Below are 24,294 nucleotides of genomic sequence, written 5' to 3' on the forward strand. Positions count from 1 at the left end.
CACGCCACCTTCACATCGGCGTCGCCAGGGTAGGCCTTCCACATGGCCGAACAGGTCTCGGAGGCATCGTCCTTCCAGCGGATCTTCGTGTAGAGCTCATGAAGCCGCAGCCACGAAAGCCGAGCCGCTTTCGTGTTGGGATAGGTGGTGACGACGTCCTTGAAATAGATGATGGCCGGGTCAATGGACCGCCGGACGCGCTGGTAGTGCACACCGGTCAGATAGTCCTTCTCCGCGAACCATTCGTCGAGCTGAAGAATACGCGCCCGCGCATCGGCCGTTTCCTTGGCGTCCGGATACGACGACAGCAGGGCCCGCAGGAGCGAGACTGCCTTCTGCCCGTTCTCCGGATCCAACGACGGGCGACGCCAGAGCTTCTGGTAACTGCGACCAACCCCAGCATCGACCGGGGGCCAGCGTGTCATCGGGGAATCCGTCGGTCACCCGCTGGAACGCCTGCGCGGCCAGCAACAACTCCCCGCGCTGTTCGTGCGACATCGCGAGGTAGAAGAAGGCCGGCGCGAGGAGCGGGTCGCGAGCTGACAGGTCGTTGGTCAGCCGTTCAAAACCAATCTGGGCGTTCTCCCAATGCTTGGCCTGATACTCCAACAGCGACGCCCTGAACAGGGCTTCCGGGTTGGCGAAATTCTGCGGCTTGAACCCGCCGGAACAGGCCGCCAGCGTGGCCGCCATGCTGAGGAGGATCAAGACGCGCCATTCGATGCGCGAGGGACGGGATGACAGGCGATTCATGCTGGGCCTGCTACCCGAACGGGACGACCTTGATCCGCCGGAACACCACCGATCTTCCGGTGCGTCATGCCGAGGCTCCCGTCGCCCGGGCGGTTGAGGCGAGCCCCACTACGCGGGCCCGTCCGCCATGCGTCCTGGCGGTCACGTTCCGGGTATCGACGACCAGCGTGGCATGGTCCACCACCCGCTGGTAGTCCACCGCCTTGTGATCGGTGACGATGACCACCGCGTCAGCCCAGCGGAGCATCTCGTCGGACAGCTCGACACTCTTGCGCATGTGGCCCTCCTCGCGGAACTCGTGCACGAACGGGTCGTGGAATTCCACATGGGCGCCGCGGGATTCGAGCAGGCGGATCACATCCAGGGCCGGACTCTCTCGCACGTCGTCAATATCGGGTTTGTACGCCACGCCCAGCACCAGCACGCGGCTGCCCCGCGCCGCCTTGCGTACATCGTTCAACGCGTCGGCCACCTTCTGTACCACCCACTCGGGCATGTGCGAGTTGATCTCGCTGGCCAGGTCGATGAAGCGCGTCTTGTAGTTGAGCGTGCGCATCTTCCACGCCAGGTAGTGCGGATCGAGCGGAATGCAGTGCCCGCCGATGCCGGGCCCCGGCGTGAACTTCATGAACCCGAACGGCTTGGTGGCCGCCGCGTTGATCACTTCCCCAGACGTCCACCCCAGTTTGTCACAGACTATCGCGATCTCGTTCACCAGCCCGATGTTCACCGCGCGAAACGTGTTCTCCAGCAGCTTCACCAACTCGGCGGCTTCCGGCGACGTCACCGGCACGATGGTGTCGATGCAACTCGCGTAGAGCGCACTGGCCACCTCGACGCAGGCCGGCGTAATGCCACCGACCACCTTGGGCGTGTTCTTGGTGTGGTAGACGGCGTTGCCCGGATCGACCCGCTCGGGGCTGAACGCCACGAACACATCCTGCCCCACCACCAGCCCCATCGCCTCAAGCCGCGGCTGCAGCAGTTCGCGCGTGGTGCCGGGATAGGTGGTGCTCTCGAGCACCACGCACATGCCCGGATGCGCCTGTCGGGCAATCGCGTCGGCGGCCGACAGCACAAACGCCATATCCGGGTCGCGGGTTTTGGACAGCGGCGTGGGCACGGCAATGGAGATCGCGTCGCACTCCTTGAGCCGGGCCTCGACGTTCGTGGCCACGAACAGCCCCGCGCTCACCGCCGACTGCACGTCGCTGCCGGGCACGTCCTGGATGTGCGACTGCCCGGCCATCAGCAGGTCGACCACGCGCTGGCTGACGTCGTAGCCGATGACGCGGAAGCCCGCCCGCGCGAACTCCATCGCCAACGGCAGCCCCACGTAGCCGAGTCCGACCACGCCGATGACCGCGCTGCGATCGTGGATTCTTGCGAGGAGTTGCGCTTTCATGGTCATGGTCTTCGCCGTCGTGAGGCGCTCAGCGCCCGTAGAAGGTGCGCACGGCGGCGACGACTTCATCGCGCTGCGCCGTGGTGAGTTCAGGAAATACCGGTAACGAAATCACTTCGCGCGTGGCCCGTTCGCTCTCCGGGCACTGTCCTTCGCGGTAACCGAGGTACGCGAAGCAGGGTTGCAGGTGCAGCGCCAAGGGATAGTACACGGAGTGACCGATGCCGAGCGACTTGAGGTGTGCCTGCAGGTCATTCCGACGATCGGCGCGCAGCGTGTACTGATTGTAGATCGACGTATTCGCGGGATCGATGTACGGCGTCTGCACCTCGGCCACATCGGCAAATGCGGCATCGTAGAATGCGGCGTTCCGGCGACGGGCATCGCTCCACCCGGCGAGATGCGGCAGTTTGGCGAGGAGGACCGCCGCCTGCAGCGTATCCAGACGGCTGTTGTATCCGACCATCTCATGATAGTACGTCTTCCGACTGCCATGCGTGCGCAGTTTCATCAGCGTCTCGAACAACGCGTCGTCCTGCGTGACCATCATGCCGCCGTCGCCGTACCCACCGAGATTCTTCGACGGGAAGAAGCTGAACGTGCCGATCGCCGCGGCCTCGCCGGCCATCACGGTCTTGCCCCCGATGGTGCGACTGGCGCCGATGGACTGCGCGGCATCTTCGATGACGGGCCGGCCCGATGCCGCGTCCGTGATCTGTTCAATCGGTGCCATCTGCCCGAACAGGTCGACCGCGATGACGGCCTTGGTGCGACTCCCGACGGCCGAGCGTACGGCGTCGGGCGCGATATTGAACGTGCGGGGTTCGATATCCACGAACACCGGGCGCGCCCCGACGTTGTGCACGGTTCCGCCGGTGGCGAAGAATGTAAACGGCGTCGTGATCACCTCATCGTCGCGCCCGACATCCAGCGCGCGCAACGCCAGGAGGATCGCATCGGTCCCGTTGGCGCAGCCGATGGCGTACTTCGTGTGTGACAGGCCGGCCACCTGACACTCCAGTCTGCCCACCGGCTCACCGAGGATGAAGTTCTGTTGTTCGACGACATCCAGGAGCGCCGCCACGACATCAGCCTTGATGGTCGCGTGCTGCGCCTTGAGATCGAGTAGAGGAACGGCCATGGGATCAGTTCCGCTCGCAAAAAGAAATGTGGGGCATCAGATACTGACACGAAGCGGGAGTGGAACGTCTCGGCCCGTCTTGGCCGACTCGTAGATCCCCAGAATCAACTCCAGCGATTTCCGGCCGGCCCGCCCATCCGTATCGGGAATGGCGGCGCCGCGCAGGACCCCCACCACGTTCCGATAATAGGCTTCATGTCCGAAGCCATACACGGATGGCGGGTTCGTGTTCGCCTGTTCGATGAGCTTGTCGTCATCGTCGTAGTCAGCGAACAGCCAGTGTTCCACCTTGTTCACCGCCGTCCCGCCAATCTTCACCGTGCCCTTCTCGCCCAGGATGGTGATCGAGCCTTCCAGATTCCTGGGAAAGGTCAGCATCGTCACTTCAATGGTACCAATCGCACCGGACCGGAACTTCAGCACCGCCACCCCGGAGTCTTCCGCCTCGATCTTCCGTGCCATCGTCGCGGTCTTGGCCATGACGCTTTCCACCGGACCCACCAACCACTGGATCAGATCGACATAGTGGGACGCCTGGTTCATGAATGCGCCGCCATCGAACTCCCACGTGCCGCGCCACGGCGCCTGGTCGTAGTACTCCTGGGGGCGGGTCCAGCGCACCGTGCAGTTGGCCATGTAGATCCGTCCGAAGCGTCCGCGATCGACCGCGCGCTTCAGCAGCTGAATGGGCGGATTCAGCCGGTTCTGCTTGACCACGAACAACTGCACGTGATTGTCGTCGCACGCTTGCACCAACGCGTCGGCTGCGGCCAGCGAAATCGCCATGGGCTTTTCGGAAATCACATGACGCCCGGCGTTGGCGGCCAGCATCCCATGCTGCGGATGCAGGCCGGACGGCGTTGCCACCACTACCGCGTCGCTCGGCACCTGCGCGAGCATCTGCTCGTAGCTCGTGAACCACGGCACGCCCTGGGACTCGCCCGCTTCGCGGGCGCGTGCCTCCACAATGTCGCAGACGGCCACCAGTTCCAGATCGTCCAGCTTGGCAATCGCCTCAAAGTGATTGCGGCTGATGCGGCCACACCCCACGAGGGCAAGGCGAATGGGACGATCTCCAGCGATGAAGTGATCCGTCATGCAGACCTCGTTGCGTGTGGCGTTACCACGTCGCCGACGCGCTCGTAGAGTGCTCCGGTTCCCGGGCAGCGCAGTAGCTCGCGCGCCGCATCGTCAGTCGCCAATCCCAACGACTCCAGTCGATACCCGGCCTCGGACATCCACCCGATGCGCCGCGCCGGCACGCCCGTCATGAGGGCGTAGTCGGGCACATTGCGATTGATCACGGCACCCGCGCCGACAAACGCGAACCGACCAATCTCCACGCCGCAGATGATGGTGGCGTTGGCACCGATGCTGGCGCCCTGACGCACCAGCGTGCGGCGATACTCAGCCTTGCGCGAGACCGCACTGCGCGGATTGTAGACGTTGGTGAACACCATGGACGGACCGCAGAACACATCGGCCTCAAGCTCGACGCCCTCGTACAACGACACATTGTTCTGGATTTTCGCGTTGTCGCCAATGCGCACGGTGTTCATCACGACCACATTCTGCCCCAGTGAGCACCCGGCGCCAATGACCGCACCGCCCATCACATGGGTGAAGTGCCAGATGCGCGTCCCCGCCCCAATGATCGCGCCATCATCCACATACGCCGACTCGTGCACCAGCGCGCCGGCGCCCAGCGAAACGCCGCGACCGACATGCCCACGACCTGGCGCATCAATCATCTCGTTCACGTGCCCGGAGCCCCGAGCTGCTCGTGCCATTCCTGCAAGGCCCGAACCGTCGGTTCGCGCGTCTGTCGCGCGGCGATGGCCTCCGCGGCCGCGCTGGCCGCCGACAACGTGGTGGTGTACGGCACGCGATTGGCGATGGCCGCCTGCCGCAGTCGTTCATCGTCCACCTGGGCGTGCTTGCCCAGTGGGGTATTCACCAGCAACTGCACCTCGCCATTCAGGATCAGGTCGACGCCGTGCGGACGACCCTCATGCACCTTGAGCACCGACTCGACCTCGACACCCTGAGCGCGCAGGTGCGCGGCCGTGCCACTGGTGGCGAACAGGCGAAAGCCCAGCGCACGGAAGCGGCGGGCCAGCGGCACGGCGTTGGGTTTGTCGGAATCATTGAGCGTCAGGAACACGGCGCCTTCGCGGGGCAACGCATTGTCCGCCGCCAGTTGTGACTTGAGGAATGCAGTCCCGAAATCGTCATCGATACCCATGACTTCACCGGTCGAACGCATTTCGGGGCCCAGCACGGGATCAAACTCCCGGAACTTGTTGAACGGAAACACGGCTTCCTTCACACTGACATACGGCGGGATGATCTCCCGGGTGAAGCCGACCTGGGCCAGCGTCTCGCCCAGCATCAGCCGGGCAGCCACCGACGGCAGCGACACCCCGATCGCCTTGGACACGAACGGCGCCGTGCGCGACGCGCGAGGATTGACCTCGATCACGTAGACAACACCGTCCTTGTACGCGTATTGCACGTTGATCAGCCCCACCACGCCAAGGGCTTTCGCGAAAGCCACCGTATGCACCTTCATCTGCTCGACGGCGGCCGGCGGTATGAGATAGGGCGGCAACACGCACGCCGAATCGCCGGAATGAATGCCGGCGCTTTCGATGTGCTCCATGACGGCACCGATGACCACATCCGTGCCGTCACTGAGCGCATCCACGTCGGCTTCGAACGCATCCTCAAGAAACCGGTCCACCAGTACCGGTCGGTCTTCGCTCACCCGGGCGGCCCGCTCGAAATAGTCGCGCAACGAGGTCGCGTCGTGCACGATCTCCATCGCGCGGCCACCCAGCACATACGATGGGCGCACCAGCACCGGATACCCGATGCGGTCGGCAATGGCCACCGCCTCATCGACGCTGGTGGCCGTGCCATTGGCGGGCTGCACGATGCCCAGTTCCCGCGTGAGCTTCTCGAATCGCCGGCGATCCTCGGCGATGTCGATGGAATCGGGTGACGTGCCAAGAATGCGCACGCCGGCCGCCTCAAGGGCGCGCGTGAGCTTGAGCGGTGTCTGACCACCCAACTGCACAATCACGCCCAGGGGCTGTTCCCGTTCGACAATCTCCAGCACATCCTCGAGCGTGAGCGGCTCAAAGAAGAGTTTGTCGGAAATGTCGAAGTCGGTCGATACGGTTTCCGGATTGGAGTTGACCATGATGGCCTCGTAGCCCTGCTCGCGCAGCGCGAGCACGGCGCGCACGCAGCAGTAGTCAAATTCCACTCCCTGCCCAATGCGATTCGGGCCTGATCCGAGAATAATCACCTTGGGTCGTCCCGCGGTGACCGCCTCGCTTTCCTCGTCATAGCAGCCATACAGGTATGGCGTGCTGGACGGGAACTCGCCCGCACACGTATCGATCATCTTGTACGACGGACGCACGCCCAGCGCCCAGCGGCGCGCCCGCGCCTGCGGTTCCGACTCCTCGCGCAGCGTGCCCAGCTGCCGGTCCGAAAAACCCATGCGCTTCATCGCGCGCATCGCGTCGGCATCAATGGCCGGGAGCGCACGATACCACGCTTCGGCGTCCAGCAACTCGTGCAACTGGTCGAGGAACCACGGGTCGATGCCGGTGATCTCATGCAGCTCGGCCGTGCCCATCCCCAACTGCATGGCGCGCTTGAGCTGGAAGATCCGCTCCGGCGTCGGACGACGCAGCGCACCACGCAACGCTTCCCTCGATTCCTCCGTGAGTCGATCGTCCACCAGTCGCTCACCCACCGACCATCCCGGGCGTCCATTTTCCAGCGCCCGGAGTGCCTTCTGAAACGCTTCCTTGAAGGTTCGGCCAATCGCCATCGATTCGCCGACCGACTTCATCTGCGTGGTGAGACCCGGATCGGCCGATACAAACTTCTCGAACGCGAAGCGTGGACACTTCACGATCACGTAGTCGAGCACCGGTTCGAAACTGGCCGGTGTCGTCTTGGTGATATCGTTGGGGATCTCGTCGAGGGTGAACCCCACCGCCAGTTTCGCCCCGATACGGGCAATCGGGAATCCCGTGGCCTTTGACGCCAGGGCGGATGAGCGCGACACGCGCGGGTTCATCTCGATGACAATCAACTCCCCGGTGGTGGGACTGACCGCGAACTGGATGTTGCATCCACCCGCATCCACCCCGATTTCGCGAATGATGGCCACAGCCGCATCACGCATGAGCTGATACTCGCGGTCCGTCAACGTCATGGCCGGCGCGACCGTGATTGAATCGCCGGTATGCACGCCCATCGGATCGAGATTCTCGATGGAGCAGACAATGACGACGTTGTCCGCGTGATCGCGCATCACTTCGAGTTCAAATTCCTTCCAGCCCAATAGGGAGCGCTCGATGAGCACGGAATGCACGGGCGACAAGTCGAGTCCGCGCCGAACGATGCTTTCGAACTCCTCGCGATTGTACGCAATACCCCCGCCTGTTCCGCCCAGTGTGAAGGACGGACGAATGACGGACGGGAACCCGGTGTCCTCGACGGCCGCCAAGGCGTCGTCCAGCGACGTCACGGTGCGTCCGGTGGGACACTTGAGCCCGATTTTTTCCATCGCTTCGGCGAAGAGCTTGCGATCCTCCGCCACGCGAATGGCGCGCGCGTTGGCGCCGATCAGCTCGCAGCCATAGCGCGCCAGCACACCGGAATCGTACAGCGTCAACGCCACGTTGAGCGCGGTCTGCCCGCCCATCGTCGGGAGCACCGCATCCGGGCGTTCCCGCGCAATGACCTTCTCAACGAACTCCGGTGTCACGGGTTCGATGTACGTGCGATCGGCGAACTCCGGATCGGTCATGATCGTGGCCGGATTGGAATTCACCAACACGACCTCATACCCCTCCTCACGAAGCGCCTTGATCGCTTGCGTGCCTGAGTAGTCGAACTCGGCGGCCTGCCCGATCACAATCGGCCCGGAGCCAATCACGAGAATGCGGTGCAGGTCAGTGCGTCGCGGCATGTATCAGTTCGTCGATGATATCGTCAAAGGTGCGCTGTGCGCGCCACCCGGTGGCCTGTTGCAGCTTGCGCGGATCGCCAATCAACGCCGGCACGTCCACGGGACGGACAAGTGCCGGATCGACCGCCAGCGGCGCCTGGACGCCCGCCCGTTCCAGCACCCGTTCCACGATGTCCTGCACCGATCGGCCCGTGCCGCTTGCCACGTTGTACGCCTCACCCGGCGTTCCGCGTTTCAGCAGGGAAATATATGCCGACACGACATCGCTCACATGGAGGAAATCGCGGATGGGCGTGGTGTTGCCGACCACGAGCGGCGTACCAGGCGCCACGTCGCGAAGCGCCAGCGCGCGCGCCGCCAGTGCGGGGAGCAGAAATCGCGGATCCTGTCCGCGACCACTGTGGTTGAAGCTCCGCGCGATCATCACGCGCAGTCCACTCGCGCGCCAGCACTGCAAGGCCATGACCTCCTGCGCGGCCTTGGTGGCGGCGTAGACCGTGCGTGGCGCCTGCAGCGTGTCCTCCGGGAGCGCGCGAGCCGATCCCTCCTGCCGACCATATTGCTCGGCACTGCCCACCAGCAGGATCACCGGATCGGCGGCGCCGGTGGCGCGGAGTCGGTCCAGATGCGCCAGCAGGCGGGCGGTGGCCGTCACGTTGATGTCCCACGCCATGGCCGGATCGGCGGCGGCCGTCGGGAGATGCGAGATGGCGGCCAGATGCACCACGACATCCGGGCACGCCTCGTTGACGGCCTCCTGCACGAAGCGATTGTCGCGCAAATCGCCGGTGCGCCAGGTCAACGACGACCGGGCGGCAGAGTGGTCATCGGTTTGCTTGGTGTCGGCGATGACACGCGACGTGACGTCGTCCGCCAGCGCCAACCCGGTGACCTCCATGCCGGCTTCACGCAGAGCACGCGTGAGCCATTGGCCGACAAAGCCGGCCGCGCCGGTGATCAGCGCGCGCATGGTCCCACGCGAGGCCTTGGAGGGATGGCGGGCGGGGCGATCACCGCGCGGTAGCGTACCGGGCGAGGTCCGCTTCAACCATCATCCGGACCAACTGCGCGAACGTGACCGTTGGCGTCCACCCCAACTGGGCCTTCGCCTTTGACGGATCGGCTACCAACAGATCGACCTCGGCCGGACGAAAGAACTTCTCGTCCTGCACCACGAACTCGCGATAATCCAACTGGACGGCCTCAAACGCCGCCTGACAGAAGTCCCGCACGGAAAACGTCTCGCCGGTCCCGATGACAAAGTCGTCCGGCGTGTCCTGTTGCAACATGCGCCACATGGCGTCCACATAGTCGCCGGCGAATCCCCAGTCCCGACGCGCGTCCAGATTGCCCAGGCGCAGTTCACGCTGCAGCCCCGTCTTGATGCGGGCCACGGCGTCGGAAATCTTTCGCGTGACGAATTCCAGTCCGCGACGCGGCGATTCATGATTGAACAGGATGCCCGACACCGCGAAGAGATCGAAGCTCTCGCGATAGTTCACGGTGATCCAGTGCCCGTATACCTTGGCGACCCCGTAGGGCGAACGCGGATAGAACGGCGTCGACTCGCGCTGCGGTGTCTCGATGACCTTGCCGAATTGCTCGCTGGAACTGGCTTGATACAACCGCGCCCGCGGCGCCGCCTTGCGCATGGCTTCGAGCATGCGGGTCACGCCCAGCGCCGTGAACTCGCCGGTAAGGACCGGCTGTTGCCACGACGTCTGGACGAAGCTCTGCGCCGCCAGATTGTAGATCTCATCCGGCTTGGTCGCCTCGACCACATCGGTCAGCGAGGTCTGGTCAAGCAGATCGGCCGACGCCAGCTCCACACGATCGACGAGATGGGCAATGCGCTCATAGGGCGTGGTCGATGACCGCCGCACAATACCCACGACACGATATCCTTTGGCCAACAAGAACTCGGCCAGATAGGACCCGTCCTGACCAGTGATTCCGGTAATAAGCGCGGTCTTCATCGAGCAATAGGCAGAAGGGTCTTCGAAGCCGATGGGCCGTTGCGCGGCGTCGGATGGACGTGGACCGAGAGACGACGTGTGCCAGATACGCGAAGGCGGGAAGCCCGATGCAAATGAGCTCCCCGCCTGGCGTTGATCACGGTGAAATCAGGCGACGGCGAGTTGACCACGCGGCGCGCGCTTGATCTTGCCGGCCGCGAGACACCGGGTGCACACCTTCACCTTGATGATCGTGCCGTCGTGGAGTGTCCGAACGACCTGCAGGTTCGGCTTCCAGGTGCGGCGGGTCTTGTTGTTCGCGTGCGAGACGCTGTTTCCGAACGCGACGCCCTTGTCGCAGCAGAAGCAGCGATGACGATTGATGGCCATGACGATACGTCCTGTCAGCTGAGGATCAATTCGATCCGCGCCATCTCCGCGCCGTCACCCTTGCGGTGGCCGGTCTTGAGAATGCGCGTGTAGCCGCCCGGGCGTGTGGCGAACTTCGGTCCAATCTCCTGAAAGAGCTTGTCCGCCGCCTCACGCTTCTGGACGTGCTTGCCGGCCAGGCGACGCGCGTGCAGCGTGCCGCTCCGAGCCTTGGTGATAAGCTTTTCGACGAACGGGCGGAGTTCCTTCGCCTTGGCTTCCGTCGTTTCGATCGCGCCAGACTCGATCAGCGAGGTGGCGAGGTTGCGAAGCAGCGCGAGACGCTGTTCGCTGGTCCGCCGGAGTTGGCGATTGGCCTTACGGTGGCGCATGGGACGTTATTCCTCGTCGTCGTCGTCATCGGGCGCATTTTCGGCGGCGCGGCTGGGCGCCGTGCCCATGTCGAGAATCCGGACACCGTCCGTGCTCTCTTCATAGCGCATTCCGAAATTGAGCCCTTCCTTCTCGAGCAGTGCGGCGATTTCCTGCAGGGACTTCTTGCCGAAGTTCTTCACCTGAAGGATCTGCGCCTCGGTCTGGCGAACCAGATCACCGAGCGAGCGAATGTTGGAATTCTTGAGTGAGTTGACTGATCGGACGGACAGCTCGAGATCGTCAATCGGGGTCCGGAACAGTTCCGCCAGCCGCAGGGCGTCGCTGTTCGCGCCATCACCTGCTGCGCCCGGCTGTGCCGAGGCCGACGACCCAAAACCCACGAAGTACTGGAAGTGGGTCTGGGCCAGCGCGGCCGCGTAGCTGACCGCTTCCTCGGGCGACATCGTGCCGTTCGTTTCCACCGTAAGGGTGAGACGATCGTAGTCGGTGCGCTGGCCGACGCGCGTTTCCGCGACGGTGAAGTTGGCGCGACGAACCGGATTGTAGATCGCATCGATGCGTACGACATCCACCGACAGATTCTTGTCGGCGGGATGCTGGTCGCTTTCGACGTACCCGCGCCCCTTGTTCACGTAGAGCTCGACGTTGAAATCGCGCTCGTCCGTGATCGTGAACAGGTGGTGCGACGGATCGACGACGCGAACGCCGCCAACGGCCTGCACCTGAATGTCCGCGGCCGTCACCACGCCGGGTCCCGACTTGCTGATCCGCAGCACGGTCTGCTCGACTTCGTCGGGCAGCGCCAGTGTCAGCGTCTTCAGGTTGCCGATGATCTGGTGCACATCCTCGACCACGCCGGCGATGGTCTGGTGCTCATGCACCACGCCGTCAATGCGGAAGGCCCACACCGCAGAACCGCGCAACGACGACAGCAGCAGTCGACGCATCGCGTTGCCCAGCGTGTGCCCAAAGCCGCGTTCCAGCGGCTGCAGCCGGAATTCCGCCAGATTCGGCGTATCATCGCGCTTCGTCGCTTCAACCAGCTGCGGACGAACCAGTCCGCTGAGATCGATCGTATTCGCCATGGAATGTTATGGTGTTAGGTGATCACATCGATTCGAACGGAATCGAAGACGCTCTGCCTCGCCCCGAACGCGTGGCAGACCCGTACGGGAGTTCGGGTCCCGATCGAAACTGAGTACTGAGTACCAAGTACCAAGTACCAAGTACCAAGTACCAAGTACTAAGTACTAAGTACTTACTTCGAGTACAACTCCACCACGAGTTGCTCCTGTGCCGCCAACGGAATGGCCGTACGCGCCGGCTTCTCGAGCACCCGGCCGCTGAACGACTCCTTGTCGACCGCAATCCAGGAGAGCGATGAACCACGCCCGCTCTGTTCGAGTGCCGCCTGCACCAGCAGCAGTTCGCGCGAGGACTGCTTCACGCGGACTTCCTCGCCCGGACGGACCTGATACGACGGCACGTCGAGAATGCGCTGCTTCACTTCAATGTGACGATGCCGGATGAGCTGGCGCGCGGCCTTGCGACTGGGCGCGAATCCCATGCGATAGATCACGTTGTCGAGACGCGTCTCGAGCGCCGCCAGCAGGTTGTGGCCCGTGATGCCCGGGAAGGACGCCACGCGCTCAAACGTGTTGCGGAACTGCTTCTCGCTGATGCCGTACATGCGCTTGATCTTCTGCTTCTCGCGCAACTGCTTGGCGTACTCCGACAACTTCTTGCGGCGGGCCGTCGCCTGGCCGTGCTGGCCGGGCGCGTACGGACGGCGTTCCACCGGACACTTCTCCGTGAAGCACTTGGTGCCCTTCAGGAACAGTTTCTGGCCTTCACGACGGCACTGGCGGCAGCTGGGACCGGTATAGCGAGCCATGGTCAGACCCTCCGACGCTTGGGGGGACGGCAACCATTGTGCGGAATCGGCGTGACGTCACGAATGGACTTCACCTGCAGACCCGCCGTCGCCAGCGCCTGGATGGCCGATTCGCGGCCCGAGCCCGGACCCTGCACGCGGACATGCACCCGGCGCACGCCGGCGGTGAGCGCCTCGCGCGCGCACTGCTCGGACGCCACCGTGGCAGCAAAGGGCGTGGACTTCTTCGACCCCTTGAAGCCGGCCTTGCCGGACGATCCCCACGACACGGCGTTGCCATGCATGTCGGTGATCGTGATGGTCGTGTTGTTGAACGTGGCGCTGACGTGGGCGATGCCTTCCGCCTCGACGACGCGCTTGGTTTTCTTCGCGGTAGCCATGGTTTACTTGGTCACCTTCTTCTTGCCCGCGATAGCGCGGCGCGGCCCCTTCTTGGTGCGCGCGTTCGTGTGCGTCCGCTGCCCGCGCACGGGGAGGCCCCGGCGATGGCGCGTGCCACGATACGAGCCGATATCCATCAGGCGCTTGATGTTCATCGCGACTTCGGTGCGCAGCGCACCTTCGACCCGATGATTGCGCTCGAGTTCCTGACGGAGCTTGTTGACGTCGGAGTCGGACAAGTCGCGCACCCGCTGCGCCGGGCTGACGCCCGTGGCCGCGAGAATGCGCTGGGCCATCTTGCGCCCGATGCCGAAAATGTAGGTGAGGCCGATCTCAACCTTCTTCTCACGAGGGAGATCGACGCCTGCGATACGTGCCATGTCTGTGCGTTCCCCTTAGCCTTGACGCTGCTTGTGCTTCGGGTTGCGCTTGCAGATGATGCGAGTCACGCCCTGTCGCTTGACGACCTTGCAGTGCTCACAAATCGGCTTGACGCTGCTACGAACTTTCACGGGCCACCTCGGCGCGTCGGCGCCGATGGAATCTCCCGCACCGACGTGTGCACGCTGCACGCGCTGGCCGGCTGGACTCCCCATGTGTTCATCACGCGTGAAGCATCGGCGTCGAGATGACGAACGATTCCGCGCACGCGTGACAGCGAATGTGGCCGGCGGATCGGCCTCGAAAATGTCACCGGAAAACCGGTAAGCCCTTCATCTTAGCTGGCATAGGCTGCTCCGACAACCCCCGCTGTCGGTCCAATCGCTCAAACGCTGGGGGAACGTATCGCCGCATGGACGGACTGCATCGCGGCGATCGGGTCGACCGCCGCCGTCACCGCCCGGCCGAGGATCAGCCAGCGAGCCCCAGCTTGGATCGCGGCCTCCGGGGTCATCACGCGTCGCTGATCATGACGGTCCCCGCCCGGAAGCCGAATTCCGGGAATCAGCAGCCCCAGGGTACCGGCATACGCCGCGTGGACGGCGGCCGCTTCGTGACCGGAACAGACGATGCCCACGGCACCTCCCGACTGCGCGAGTCCGGCCAGGCGCAGGACTTCCTGTTGCACATCGACCGGGGGGCGACCCCAGGCCGCCCCCACGGACGCGCCGTCCAGACTCGTCAAGATGGTTACGCCAAGAATCCCACAGGTCGCTTCCGGATCGGACGCCCCTTCACCAGCGCCCTCAACGGCGGCCTGGACCATGTCGGAACCACCCGAGGCATGCACCGTCAGCAGTGACGCGCCGTGTCGGGCTACGCTGCGGGACGCGGCGCGCACCGTATTGGGGATATCGTGAAGCTTGAGGTCAACAAACACCTGCTTCCCTTCTCCGCGCAGCCACTCGACGATCGCGGGGCCCTCGGCGGCGAAGAGCTCAAGTCCAATTTTGTAGAAATCGCAATGGACACCCAGCCGTGATACCAGCGCGCGAGCGGACAGCGCGTCCGGCACGTCAAGGGCCACGATCGGCACCGTGGGCGTCGTCATGGTCAGGTGGGCCATTCGAGTGTTCCAATGAGAGAGCGAAGATCGGTCACACGGTGTTCGAGCGCCCAGCGCGCGACGCCGCGCGCGATGCGCTCTGGCGCGCGGGGATCGCGCAACGCCGCCGTGCCCACACCGACCAGTGACGCACCGGCGAGCAGATACCCCACCGCATCACGCGCGGAAGACACCCCACCCAGTCCGATGATCGGAGTGTGCGGCAGCGCCCGCGAGACGCGCCAGGTCGCCAGGAGGCCCAGCGGCAGGAGCGCCGGCCCACTGACGCCACCGGTACCAAATCCGATTTTCGGGCGACGGCGTTCCGGGTCGATGACCAGACCCGGCATCGTATTCACCAAAGTGAGTCCGTCGGCACCGGCATCCACCGCGATGCGTGCCGCCTCGACGATCCCGGCACCCAGCGTCGGGGAGAGCTTGACGAAGAGTGGTCGGTGCGTGCTCGCGCGGGTTGCCCGGACGAGTTGGCCAAGCGCTTCGGGATCGGCACCAAATTCCAGTCCTCCGGAGCGCACATTGGGGCAGCTGACGTTCAGCTCGAACGCATCCACACCCGGCGTTGCATCCAGCCCGCCAACCACGGTAACGAAATCGTCGATGCTGTTGCCCACCACATTGACCAGCACACGCAGCCCCTCGTCGCGCCGTGCCAGCCAGGGCATCGCCTCACGACGAACCACGTCGAGGCCGGGATTGGCCAAACCGATCGCGTTGATCATGCCGCCGGCAAACTCGCTGACGCGCAACGGAGGCGCGCCGTGCCGAGGGGCGACGCTCACCGCTTTGGTCGCCAATCCACCCAGCGCCGTGAGATCCAGCACGTCGTCGACTTCCCGTCCATACCCGGCGGTCCCGGCCGCCAGGATAACGGGATTTCGGAAATCGAGTCCGGCAACGTGCATCGAGATCCCGCCGCTGGTCCCGCTCATCGTCGCCATCAATCTCGGTTGGTCGAGGGAACAGTGGGCTTGGGCGGCGTTCGCAACTTGCGTACGCTGTCCGACCAGGTGCGCAGGGCTTCCGTCCACCGAAGTTGCAGCAGATCGGGCGTCAGGGCAAAGTCCGCACGACCGGCCGGATCCGCACCGCTCAACCAGGCGGCCACTGACGACCCGGCGAAGTCGCGACGAATGCGCGCGCCCCACACACTCGCGCTGTCGGGCGTGAGCAAGCCCGCTGCATACAGCGCATGCGGCGCGAGTGGTGCCTGCGGTGCTTCCCGCACCACCCGCAGGAACATCGCGCGCGCCAGTTCCGGCGCGCGAAGCGAATCGCGGGCTACCTCAGCCGCCAGAAACCACGCGGCCCCGGTCGGCTCCGCCTGCTGCGCCAGCAGACGCACCAGCAGCAGTTGCTCGTTGAGGCGACGCGCATACGGAGTCCGGCGCACGGCACTATCCTCGCGCGCCACGATGGTGTCCACTTCCCGCAGCGTCGAAACACGACGCATCGCCAGGTAGGCGATGCGCGCCGCCGATTCGCGTTCGATCACGGTGTCGCGCCCGGCCAGCGTCCGCGCCGTCAACAGGTGCTGTCGCGCGACGGAGTCCTGACCCACCCGCACGTTGAGGTCTCCCACCACAAAGTGCATCGACGCACGACTGGCATCGCGGACGCGCGACAGGTCGTATCCGTGTACCACCGCTTCCACGGCGTCCCATCGGCCGGCGGCAAACATCTCGCGCAGCGCGCGCGTCACGTCGTCGCGATAGTCGGCACGCCGGGCGCGTTGCACCAGCAACGATTCCACCCGGACATACTCGTGTGCCGACAGCGAGGACTGCAGCAATTCCCAGGGCATCGCACCGTCCTCGGTTCCACCCAGCAGGCGCGCGACCGCATCGCGGTCGCCGTCCGCCAGCGCCGCGCGGGCCGCCCAGAGCCGCGCTTGTCGCGCGATCTCGGCGTTGGGCGCATCGATCAGGGAATCGAGTCGCCGTCGTGCGGCGGGGATCAGCGCCGACCGCAATTCGCAGGAGGCCAGTGCGACCCGCGCGCGCGCGCGATCGTCCTCCGTGCTCCCGGGAATGGTGAGGAACTCCGGCAGTCGGTGCATCGCCGATTCGCACTGCCCCGCCAGCGCCGCGCCACGACCGGCCAGATACAAGGCGCGCGTCCGCCACTTGGACGTCGGGTGGCGCACGAGTATCGACTCGGCCTTGGCCGCTGAGAGCTGAAAGAACTGGACCGCGTCGCTCTCGTCACCGCGCCGCAGGCGCGCATCGCCGGTATGCGCAGCTTCTTTCGCGTTGTACACACCGTTGTAATACACGCAGCCTGATATCAACACCGGCAATGCCGCGACAAGGAACGCCCGCCATCCGCGTCGTCGGCTCGACGGCGGAGTACGCATCAGGAGCCGCCCCCGACCTTTCGTTCGTACTGGGCCAGGAACGCCTCGGCGGCGTCGGCCAGCGCCTCGGCCAGTGCGCGCTGACTGTCAGGGTTGGTCATGTACGCGGATTCACTCCGGTTGCTGCCGAATCCGACTTCAACCAGCACCGCTGGCATGAATGCCTTCACCAGCACCATGAAGCCGGCCTGCTTGACGCCACGATTGGGGCCGGGATGCACCTTTCGCAATCCCGACTGGACCAGATCGGCCAAACGAGACGACTCGCGCAAATGTTCGTTCTGCGCCATGTCCCGGATGATGAATCCCAGCGGATCGTCACGCGTGGTCTCGGCCGACGTCTCGAATTTGATGGCTTCGTTTTCCATCGCCTCGACCCGTCGTTCATCCTCGGTCTTCGCCTCGGCGAGGAAATACGTCTCGAACCCGCGGGCACCACCCGGCTCGTTCCACCGAGGATTCGCGGCGTTGACATGTACCGACATGAACAGGTCGCCCTTCGCCTGATTCGCGATTCGGCCACGGTCGCCGAGCGCGATCAGTGTGTCTGATTTGCGCGTCATGACGACCGCAATCCCGCGACGTTCGAGCGCCGCCTTGACTTCCCGCGCCACCGCCAGCGTGATGTCCTTCTCGTACACTTTTCGCGGCGCGCCAATGGGCCCGGACATGCCCTTGTCGACGCCGCCATGTCCGGCATCCACGACCACCACTCGCTGTCGCAGGCCCTGGGGGCGCCCCGCCCCAGACGGACCCGCCGTCATCGGTTCACGAGGCGCGGCAACGCTGGGCGATCCGCTGGCCGATCCGCTGGGCGATACGCTGGGCGATACGCTGGGCGCGCGACGCGCGGTGACGCTGCCGAATCGTCGCAGTTCTCCCCGATCGCCATCGTACAGCACGCCGCTGACGACGCGCGGCAGGAGCTCGCTGGCGAACGCGAGTGGCACGTACACCACACCGGCCTTGCGATAGATCGATGAGGTCAGCGGCAGGGTATCCCGGTCCACCCGCACCAGCGCGCTTCCGGTCTCGACGTCGATGCGCACGTTCGCGACCTGCAGGTGGTACCGAACGCCGCCGTCAGCCGTGAACTGGCCACCAATGGCTTCTCCCAGCAGGTCGGCGCGCAAGGCCACCCCGCCGTCCGGGTGGGCCACCACAGGTACGGATCGGCGCCGATCGCCGAATACCACCGGCAGCGCCTTCGGCAGCGCAACCGCCAGTTGCAGGGCACAACCCAGCGCAGTCAGCAGCATGCCAGCGGTGCGACTATCGCGACCGAAGCGCCCGCGCGATTTCCATCTGCGCGTCGCGCTTCTTGAGGTCTTCGCGCTTGTCGTGCTGCTGCTTGCCCCGTACCAGCGCCAGGCGCGCCTTCACGCGCCCCCGCACGAAATAGAGATCAAGCGGCACCAGCGTCAGCCCTTGACGCTCCACGGCGCCGATCAGCCGCCGAATCTCGCGTCGATGCAACAACAGCTTGCGCGTCCGGGTGGCCTCATGGTTGAACATGTTGCCCTGCCCATACGAGCCGATGTGCAGATTGAGCAGATAGACCTCCCCGTCCTTCACGACGCCAAAGGCATCTGTCAGGTTGGCGCGCCCTTCGCGCAACGCCTTGACCTCGGTCCCGGTGAGCACAATGCCCGTCTCCCAGGTATCGAGGATTTCGTAGTCGTGACGCGCGCGTTTGTTCCGCGCGATCATCTCGATCGGGTCGTCGGTGTCAGTGGTCGCCATACTGCGTGGCAAACTAGTCAGTTGACTTCCGAATGGTGCACGGTCTATTCTTCCCGTCCCTGTACACTTGGCTTCGGCCAAGCCAATTGCCGGAGTGGTGGAATTGGTAGACGCGCTGCGTTCAGGGCGCAGTGCCCGCAAGGGCGTGCCGGTTCGAGTCCGGCCTTCGGCACTACACAATCTGGGCCGGTCATGAACGGTGAGAATCGCGGTGCCTCGGCGCCCGGTCTCCCTGATCATGGCCGGCTCAGTGCGTATGCGCTACCGGTGCGACACCCCCTGTGACGATCAGGGCCGGATGGCTGACGGTCGGACGTCTTCCGGCAGGGAGGCGACACCAAAGGCGGCTCGGAGCGCCTCGTTGGCCTGACTTCGCGTTACCTGCACGAACGCTGCGGCCCGCACGACCGCTTCTTCAGCGGGCTCGGACAGACCTGCTCCCTCCAGCAGGACGCGAGCGAATCGGGTAGCCGGCGCATCCGATTGCCCGCGAACGGTCATCGCCGCCGAATAGGCGCGCCGACGAGCCGCCCACGCGCTTCCGGCATCCGGCGATTTCCTGGCCTCCGCCTCAATCAGCGGAGCCAGCGCGTGCGCCACATCGGCCGCGGTTCGATCGTCCAACGCATCGCGTTCGGCAACCAGCAGACCCAAAGCCCGGCGGGCAAAGGTCAGCTCGCGTACGGCCAGCTCTCGACGGACGGTGAGCGCACTCAACCAGTCGACGTCGGCGGACTCCGGCGGCGTCAGCAGCGTGTGAAGGAAGCGGTCCGCCCGACGTCGGCGTTCCCGCGCGGCGCGCCAGTCTGCGATAAACCCCATTCGCGGTCAGCGCTGCAACACGGGTAGTGCGCCAGCGCGGACGACGGTGTCGACACGAAAGGGGGGGAGTCCCACTCGCTCCCGCACCACCGATTCATCCGCCAGCAAGTCACTCAGCTTCACGCCCTCAAGCACCTCATCAATTCGCTGCTGCAGCAGCAGCCAGACGGGGCGAATGCTGCAACTCTCCGAATCGCCGCAGCGGACAGAATCGACGGGATGCGAAACACAATGGAGGTCGAACGTGGTCAGTTCCGAGGCCTGAATGACATCCCGCACCGAAATGGACGCTGCGTCACGGGACAACGCGTAGCCCCCCCGAGCGCCCCGCGTGCTATCGACGATACCGGCCCGACGCATGCGCAGCAGAATCTGCTCGACATAGTCCGCCGGAAGGTGTTCACGCGTTGCGATGTCACGGCCGGTGACGGGTCCCGTGCCCGCACGACGCGCCAGATGCAGCGCGCAGATCAGCCCGTACTCGGCCCAGGTAGTAATGCGCATGCATTGAGACTAGGGGCAGCGGACTCACCGGACAAGCGCCTCGGGGCTTTCGGGCTCCTTTGTGGCGATGGGGCCGACGCCGTTAACCTCCTGCGGATGCCGAGTGCGTGCCGGTCGGTACGCCGATCTCCGTCATCTTGCGCAAATCGAGCACGCGATCGACCTCGTTGTCGGGCAGGATCTGCTCGCGCTTCACCAGGTCCCGGATGAGCACACCCTCCCTGACAGACCGTTTGGCAATGTCGGCCGCCGCCGCGTATCCGATCTGCGGCATCAGCGCCGTTGCCAGCGCCGCAGACCGTTCCACCCAGTACGCACACATCTCGGCGTTCGCCGCAATCCCCTTCACGCATCGCGCGGTCAGCGCGTCCATGGCGTTCGTGAGGATTTGCATCGACAGGAGAATATTGTGTGCCATCACCGGCATCATCACGTTCAACTCCAACTGCCCGTGCTCGGCCGAAATCGCGACCGTCGTATCGCACCCGATCACCTGAAAGCAAACCTGATTGACCATCTCCGGGATGGACGGATTGATCTTGCCAGGCATGATCGACGATCCCGGCTGCACCGCCGGGAGGACGATTTCGTCCAGACCCGTGCGCGGCCCCGAGGCCATCAAACGCAAGTCGCTCACGATCTTTGACAAGTCGATGGCCAGTCCGCGCAGGGACGCCGAGAACGCGGCGGCATCACCCATGCTCTGCATGAGCTGAATCCGGTCGGCGCCCACGCGCAGCGTCGCAATCCCGGTGATGACACGCAGGTGTCCGTTCATGAGCGCCGGGTACTGCGGATCGACGGTGACGCCGGTTCCCACGGCCGATCCGCCAATGCCCAGATCGTTGAGATAGTCTGCGGCCTCCACGACGCGGCGACGGCAACGGTCCACCGTACCGGCATACGCCGTGAACTCCTGGCCCAGGCGAATCGGCATCGCGTCTTGCAGGTGGGTCCGACCGGCCTTCACAATGCCATCGAATTCCCGGCCCTTGTCGGCCAGCGCATCGCGCAAGGCCTCGATCGCCTGTAGCAGCGGCGGCAACTGGCGCAGCACGGCCAGACGGATGTTGGTGGGAATCGTATCGTTGGTGCTCTGCGCCATGTTCACATGGTCGTTCGGATGCACGGGCGCATACGTCCCGCGCGCGACACCCAGCAACTCATTGGCGCGGTTCGCCAGCACCTCATTCGCGTTCATGTTGTGCGACGTACCGGCGCCGGCCTGATACGGATCGACGATGAACTGATCGCGGTGCCGTCCCGCCAGCACCTCGTCTGCCGCCGCCACGATCGCCCCGGCGCGCGTGGCGTCCAGCCGACCGGTCTCCTGGTTGGTTAACGCGGCGGCCTTCTTGATCCAGATCTGCGCGACCACGAACGGTTCCAGCGGACGCAATCCGCTGATCGCGAAATTCGAGACGGCGCGCGCCGTTTGCACGCCGTACAGCGCGTCGGCGGGTACGGGCAGTTCGCCAAGCGGATCCCGCTCGATGCGTGTGGCGGTGGCGCCACTTCCCGCCTCAGTCGTTCCCACGGATCACGGCGGGAAGGTCATCGTGGTATCCACCGACGTCGCGATGTGCAGGATGGTCCGCGCGTCAATGATTGTTTCGCGGGTACGCCACCGTGTGAGTTGCAGCGTCCGTTTCGCGTTGGGCGACGCCAGGAATGCCGCGAGCGCACTGGTGGGCAGTTGGTGGGCGCCGTCATCCCGGAGCGAGCAGTAGATCTGTTCATTCGCGTACGACGACGTTGCCGGATTCGCATAGCGCAACGACAGAATGATCGCGGCCGTGCTATCGTTGCTGGCATTCCAGCTGAACGCCATGGGCGTGGTGCCCGTGGGCACGGTGATCCCCCCGGGAATGAGCGGCTCGGCGAGTCGCACACTGATTGTCGCGGACGGGAAGACGGTTCCGTCGCCCGGAATGCTCGCTTGAACAACGTCGCCCGCGGCATAGCTGAATGGCGTGTTTGCGGGATTCGCATACCGGAAGTTCAAATCGTCGTATGGCAGGTTCACGGTGGAGCCACCGAAGGCGAGTGATACTTGCGCGCCGGCCTTCTTCACCCCTCGCACCACCGGCGTCGCCGTGTCGACCGCCGCGTACACGCATTGATCACTCTGCTGCAGCGCGCTATTGGGAACCGCCGCTGTGTAGGCTTCAAAGATGATGGCGGTGGCATTCGCCGTGGCTCGACTGTTGGCCGCGTTCTGCGCGCGGATACTGATCGAGCCATAGCGATTGGCCACGGGGTTGGACTCCGTCAGGCTTGTGCACGCGCCCAGCGCGAGGGCACAAGAGGTCGTCACCGCCAGATGTCGGGCAGCGCGACGACGAATAGATACTGAGCGACTGTGCATCGGAGCCTGCCATGAGGAAGGATGATGATCGTACAATGTGCGCTCCCACCGCGGTTGACGCACCGTTCAGGCGCCCACCGGGCGCGCGACGCCACGAAGAAACGGGTTGGTTTCGCATTCCCGCGCGATGGTCGTGGGTTCGCCATGACCGGTCAGCACCCGTGTATCGGGTGGGAGTGTCGCCAACCGTTGGAGCGACTGGTGCATCGCCCGCGGATCACACCCCGGGAGGTCCGTTCGTCCAATAGAACCCTCGAACAGCACGTCACCCGACACGCACAGCCCTGCGCCGATGAACGCCACGTGGCCGGGGGCGTGGCCAGGCAGATGCCACACGCGGAACTCCGTCTCGCCAATCGACAGCACATCCCCTTCCCCGAGGGAGACGGTATCTGCCGTTGGCTGCTCGATCGACAGGCCAAAGCGCTGTGCGCTTGCTGCCGCCAGATCATAGAGTGGGCGATCCAGCGGATGCAGAAATACCGGGACCGGCACATGGCGCAGGATGGCGGCGACGGCACCCAGGTGATCGAAATGCGCATGGGTCAGCCAGAGGGCCTGCAGCGTGCAGCCGCTGTCGGCCACCGCCGCCAGCAGACGCGGTGCTTCGTCACCAGGATCCACCAGCACGGCCGCGTTCGCAGACGGCTCGGTGATCAGCCAACTGTTCTCCTGAAGCGGACCAACGGCGAATCCCTTGACGTTCAACGGCACGCTCAGGATGCCTCGTGATGCGACAGCCAGCGCTCTGCCTCCAAGGCCGCCATGCACCCCGATCCGGCGGAGGTGATGGCCTGCCGGTAGTACTCGTCGTGCACGTCGCCCGCGGCGAACACGCCCGGCACATTGGTCTCCGTGCGCCAGTTGGCCACCTTGAGGTAGCCGCTCGCGGTGAGCTCCACCTGCCCCTCCAGAAACGCGGTATTGGGTGCGTGGCCAATCGCGACGAACAAGCCACCAAGCGCCTCAATCCGCGTTTCGCCCGTCAGCATGTCTGTCAACTCAACCCCGCTGATCACGTCGTCACCCAGCACCTGTGAGACGCGCGCATTCCAGATCACGCGGACTTTCGGATGGGTCAGGACCCGATTGGCCATCACTTTCGACGCGCGGAAGCTGTCACGTCGGTGGATCACCACCACCTCACTGGCAAACTTGGTGAGATACATCGCCTCTTCCATGGCCGTGTCGCCGCCGCCGACGACGCCCAGCACCTTGTTCCGATAGAACGGGATGGCCCCGTCGCACACAGCGCAAGCGGATACACCTCCACCACTCTGTGCCAAGCGAATCTCGTCCGGCAAGCCAATCCATTTTGCCGCGGCACCGGTGGCGATGATCAGGGCGCGCGCCGCGAATGGCGCGCTGTAGTTTGGCGTCACGACGAAGGGCCGCACCGACAGGTCCACCGACTTGACCAGTTCGGAGACGACGCGCGTCCCGTAGCGGACAGCTTGCGCCTTCATGCGATCCATCAGATCGGGACCGGATATCGGCTCCGGAAACCCCGGAAAATTTTCAATCTCCGTGGTCAGCATCAGCTGTCCGCCCGGCAGCTCCGTCCCGACCGGCTCTCCTTCAACGACGACCGGCTGGAGATTCGCGCGCGCCGCATAGATCGCGGCCGTCCATGCCGCCGGCCCGGATCCCACGATGACAATCTGTTCGGTGCGATGTTCGTTCATGGCAGGTACACGCAGTTGAGGC

26 protein-coding genes and 1 tRNA gene are annotated in these 24,294 nt (G+C 64.7%); 1 reads left to right on the top strand and 26 read right to left on the bottom strand.

Features of this window, described 5'->3' with window-relative positions:
- Positions 1–180: 180 nt before the first annotated feature.
- From IPP90_18520 to smpB, 20 genes are all read right to left on the bottom strand, one after another.
- Positions 181–708, bottom strand: a complete 528-nt coding sequence (locus IPP90_18520; protein ID MBL0172660.1) for a tetratricopeptide repeat protein — start codon at positions 706–708, stop codon at positions 181–183.
- A gap of 109 nt (positions 709–817) precedes the next feature.
- Positions 818–2,164 carry a nucleotide sugar dehydrogenase gene (locus IPP90_18525; GenBank protein ID MBL0172661.1) on the bottom strand — a complete coding sequence of 449 codons (1,347 nt, stop codon included), beginning with the start codon at positions 2,162–2,164 and terminating at the stop codon, positions 818–820.
- A 22-nt stretch (positions 2,165–2,186) separates the two neighbouring features.
- Positions 2,187–3,299: a DegT/DnrJ/EryC1/StrS family aminotransferase gene (locus IPP90_18530; GenBank protein ID MBL0172662.1), complete on the bottom strand. Its 1,113-nt coding sequence runs from the start codon at positions 3,297–3,299 to the stop codon at positions 2,187–2,189.
- Positions 3,300–3,335: 36 nt separating this feature from the next.
- Positions 3,336–4,397, bottom strand: coding sequence for a Gfo/Idh/MocA family oxidoreductase (locus tag IPP90_18535; protein MBL0172663.1), 1,062 nt, complete (start codon positions 4,395–4,397; stop codon positions 3,336–3,338).
- Entirely contained in the window at positions 4,394–5,050 is a 657-nt protein-coding gene (locus tag IPP90_18540) for an N-acetyltransferase (protein MBL0172664.1), read from the bottom strand. Before IPP90_18540 ends, IPP90_18535 begins: the two co-directional genes overlap by 4 nt.
- 5 nt (positions 5,051–5,055) lie before the next feature.
- Positions 5,056–8,295 (bottom strand): carbamoyl-phosphate synthase large subunit, encoded by a 3,240-nt coding sequence (gene carB / locus IPP90_18545; protein ID MBL0172665.1) that lies wholly within the window; start codon positions 8,293–8,295, stop codon positions 5,056–5,058.
- The gene (locus tag IPP90_18550; GenBank protein ID MBL0172666.1) at positions 8,279–9,265 is read right to left on the bottom strand and encodes a GDP-mannose 4,6-dehydratase; all 987 of its coding nucleotides are present in this window, start codon (positions 9,263–9,265) and stop codon (positions 8,279–8,281) included. Before IPP90_18550 ends, carB begins: the two co-directional genes overlap by 17 nt.
- Positions 9,266–9,305: 40 nt before the next feature.
- Positions 9,306–10,271 (bottom strand): GDP-mannose 4,6-dehydratase, encoded by a 966-nt coding sequence (gmd, locus tag IPP90_18555; protein MBL0172667.1) that lies wholly within the window; start codon positions 10,269–10,271, stop codon positions 9,306–9,308.
- Between the two features lie 147 nt (positions 10,272–10,418).
- Complete coding sequence (locus IPP90_18560; GenBank protein ID MBL0172668.1) at positions 10,419–10,640, bottom strand: 50S ribosomal protein L28; 222 nt, start codon at positions 10,638–10,640, stop codon at positions 10,419–10,421.
- Positions 10,641–10,654: 14 nt separating this feature from the next.
- Entirely contained in the window at positions 10,655–11,011 is a 357-nt protein-coding gene (rplQ, locus tag IPP90_18565; protein ID MBL0172669.1) for a 50S ribosomal protein L17, read from the bottom strand.
- A gap of 6 nt (positions 11,012–11,017) precedes the next feature.
- On the bottom strand, positions 11,018–12,100 hold the full coding sequence (locus IPP90_18570; protein ID MBL0172670.1) for a DNA-directed RNA polymerase subunit alpha: 1,083 nt from the start codon (positions 12,098–12,100) through the stop codon (positions 11,018–11,020).
- 173 nt (positions 12,101–12,273) lie between these two features.
- Positions 12,274–12,909: a 30S ribosomal protein S4 gene (rpsD, locus tag IPP90_18575; GenBank protein ID MBL0172671.1), complete on the bottom strand. Its 636-nt coding sequence runs from the start codon at positions 12,907–12,909 to the stop codon at positions 12,274–12,276.
- A gap of 2 nt (positions 12,910–12,911) precedes the next feature.
- Positions 12,912–13,289, bottom strand: coding sequence for a 30S ribosomal protein S11 (rpsK, locus tag IPP90_18580; GenBank protein ID MBL0172672.1), 378 nt, complete (start codon positions 13,287–13,289; stop codon positions 12,912–12,914).
- A gap of 3 nt (positions 13,290–13,292) precedes the next feature.
- Positions 13,293–13,670 carry a 30S ribosomal protein S13 gene (rpsM, locus tag IPP90_18585; protein ID MBL0172673.1) on the bottom strand — a complete coding sequence of 126 codons (378 nt, stop codon included), beginning with the start codon at positions 13,668–13,670 and terminating at the stop codon, positions 13,293–13,295.
- A 15-nt stretch (positions 13,671–13,685) separates the two neighbouring features.
- Positions 13,686–13,802: a 50S ribosomal protein L36 gene (gene rpmJ / locus IPP90_18590; protein ID MBL0172674.1), complete on the bottom strand. Its 117-nt coding sequence runs from the start codon at positions 13,800–13,802 to the stop codon at positions 13,686–13,688.
- A gap of 254 nt (positions 13,803–14,056) precedes the next feature.
- A complete protein-coding gene (gene pyrF / locus IPP90_18595) occupies positions 14,057–14,782 on the bottom strand; it encodes an orotidine-5'-phosphate decarboxylase (GenBank protein ID MBL0172675.1) in 726 nt (241 codons plus the stop codon).
- 2 nt (positions 14,783–14,784) lie between these two features.
- Positions 14,785–15,726 (bottom strand): dihydroorotate dehydrogenase, encoded by a 942-nt coding sequence (locus IPP90_18600; protein MBL0172676.1) that lies wholly within the window; start codon positions 15,724–15,726, stop codon positions 14,785–14,787.
- Positions 15,727–15,734: 8 nt separating this feature from the next.
- Entirely contained in the window at positions 15,735–17,150 is a 1,416-nt protein-coding gene (locus tag IPP90_18605) for a hypothetical protein (GenBank protein ID MBL0172677.1), read from the bottom strand.
- Positions 17,150–18,409: an N-acetylmuramoyl-L-alanine amidase gene (locus tag IPP90_18610; protein MBL0172678.1), complete on the bottom strand. Its 1,260-nt coding sequence runs from the start codon at positions 18,407–18,409 to the stop codon at positions 17,150–17,152. The genes IPP90_18605 and IPP90_18610 overlap by 1 nt, the downstream gene beginning before the upstream one ends.
- Before the next feature lie 13 nt (positions 18,410–18,422).
- The gene (gene smpB / locus IPP90_18615) at positions 18,423–18,893 is read right to left on the bottom strand and encodes an SsrA-binding protein SmpB (GenBank protein ID MBL0172679.1); all 471 of its coding nucleotides are present in this window, start codon (positions 18,891–18,893) and stop codon (positions 18,423–18,425) included.
- An 88-nt stretch (positions 18,894–18,981) separates the two neighbouring features.
- Between smpB and IPP90_18620 the strand changes: the two genes are divergently transcribed.
- Positions 18,982–19,065 (top strand) — tRNA-Leu (locus IPP90_18620).
- Between the two features lie 116 nt (positions 19,066–19,181).
- Here IPP90_18620 and IPP90_18625 read toward each other — a convergent pair.
- The 6 genes from IPP90_18625 to trxB all read right to left on the bottom strand — a co-directional run bounded on the left by IPP90_18625 (position 19,182) and on the right by trxB (position 24,272).
- Positions 19,182–19,715, bottom strand: coding sequence for a hypothetical protein (locus tag IPP90_18625; protein MBL0172680.1), 534 nt, complete (start codon positions 19,713–19,715; stop codon positions 19,182–19,184).
- 6 nt (positions 19,716–19,721) lie between these two features.
- Entirely contained in the window at positions 19,722–20,219 is a 498-nt protein-coding gene (locus tag IPP90_18630) for an Rrf2 family transcriptional regulator (GenBank protein MBL0172681.1), read from the bottom strand.
- Between the two features lie 82 nt (positions 20,220–20,301).
- Positions 20,302–21,756: an aspartate ammonia-lyase gene (locus IPP90_18635; GenBank protein ID MBL0172682.1), complete on the bottom strand. Its 1,455-nt coding sequence runs from the start codon at positions 21,754–21,756 to the stop codon at positions 20,302–20,304.
- A 3-nt stretch (positions 21,757–21,759) separates the two neighbouring features.
- Positions 21,760–22,536, bottom strand: a complete 777-nt coding sequence (locus IPP90_18640; protein MBL0172683.1) for a hypothetical protein — start codon at positions 22,534–22,536, stop codon at positions 21,760–21,762.
- A gap of 117 nt (positions 22,537–22,653) precedes the next feature.
- Entirely contained in the window at positions 22,654–23,295 is a 642-nt protein-coding gene (locus tag IPP90_18645) for an MBL fold metallo-hydrolase (GenBank protein MBL0172684.1), read from the bottom strand.
- Between the two features lie 8 nt (positions 23,296–23,303).
- Positions 23,304–24,272 carry a thioredoxin-disulfide reductase gene (gene trxB / locus IPP90_18650; protein MBL0172685.1) on the bottom strand — a complete coding sequence of 323 codons (969 nt, stop codon included), beginning with the start codon at positions 24,270–24,272 and terminating at the stop codon, positions 23,304–23,306.
- Positions 24,273–24,294 lie beyond the last annotated feature (22 nt).

The sequence above is a fragment of the Gemmatimonadaceae bacterium genome (genome assembly GCA_016720905.1).
In the GTDB taxonomy this organism is placed as follows: Bacteria; Gemmatimonadota; Gemmatimonadetes; order Gemmatimonadales; family Gemmatimonadaceae; genus Gemmatimonas.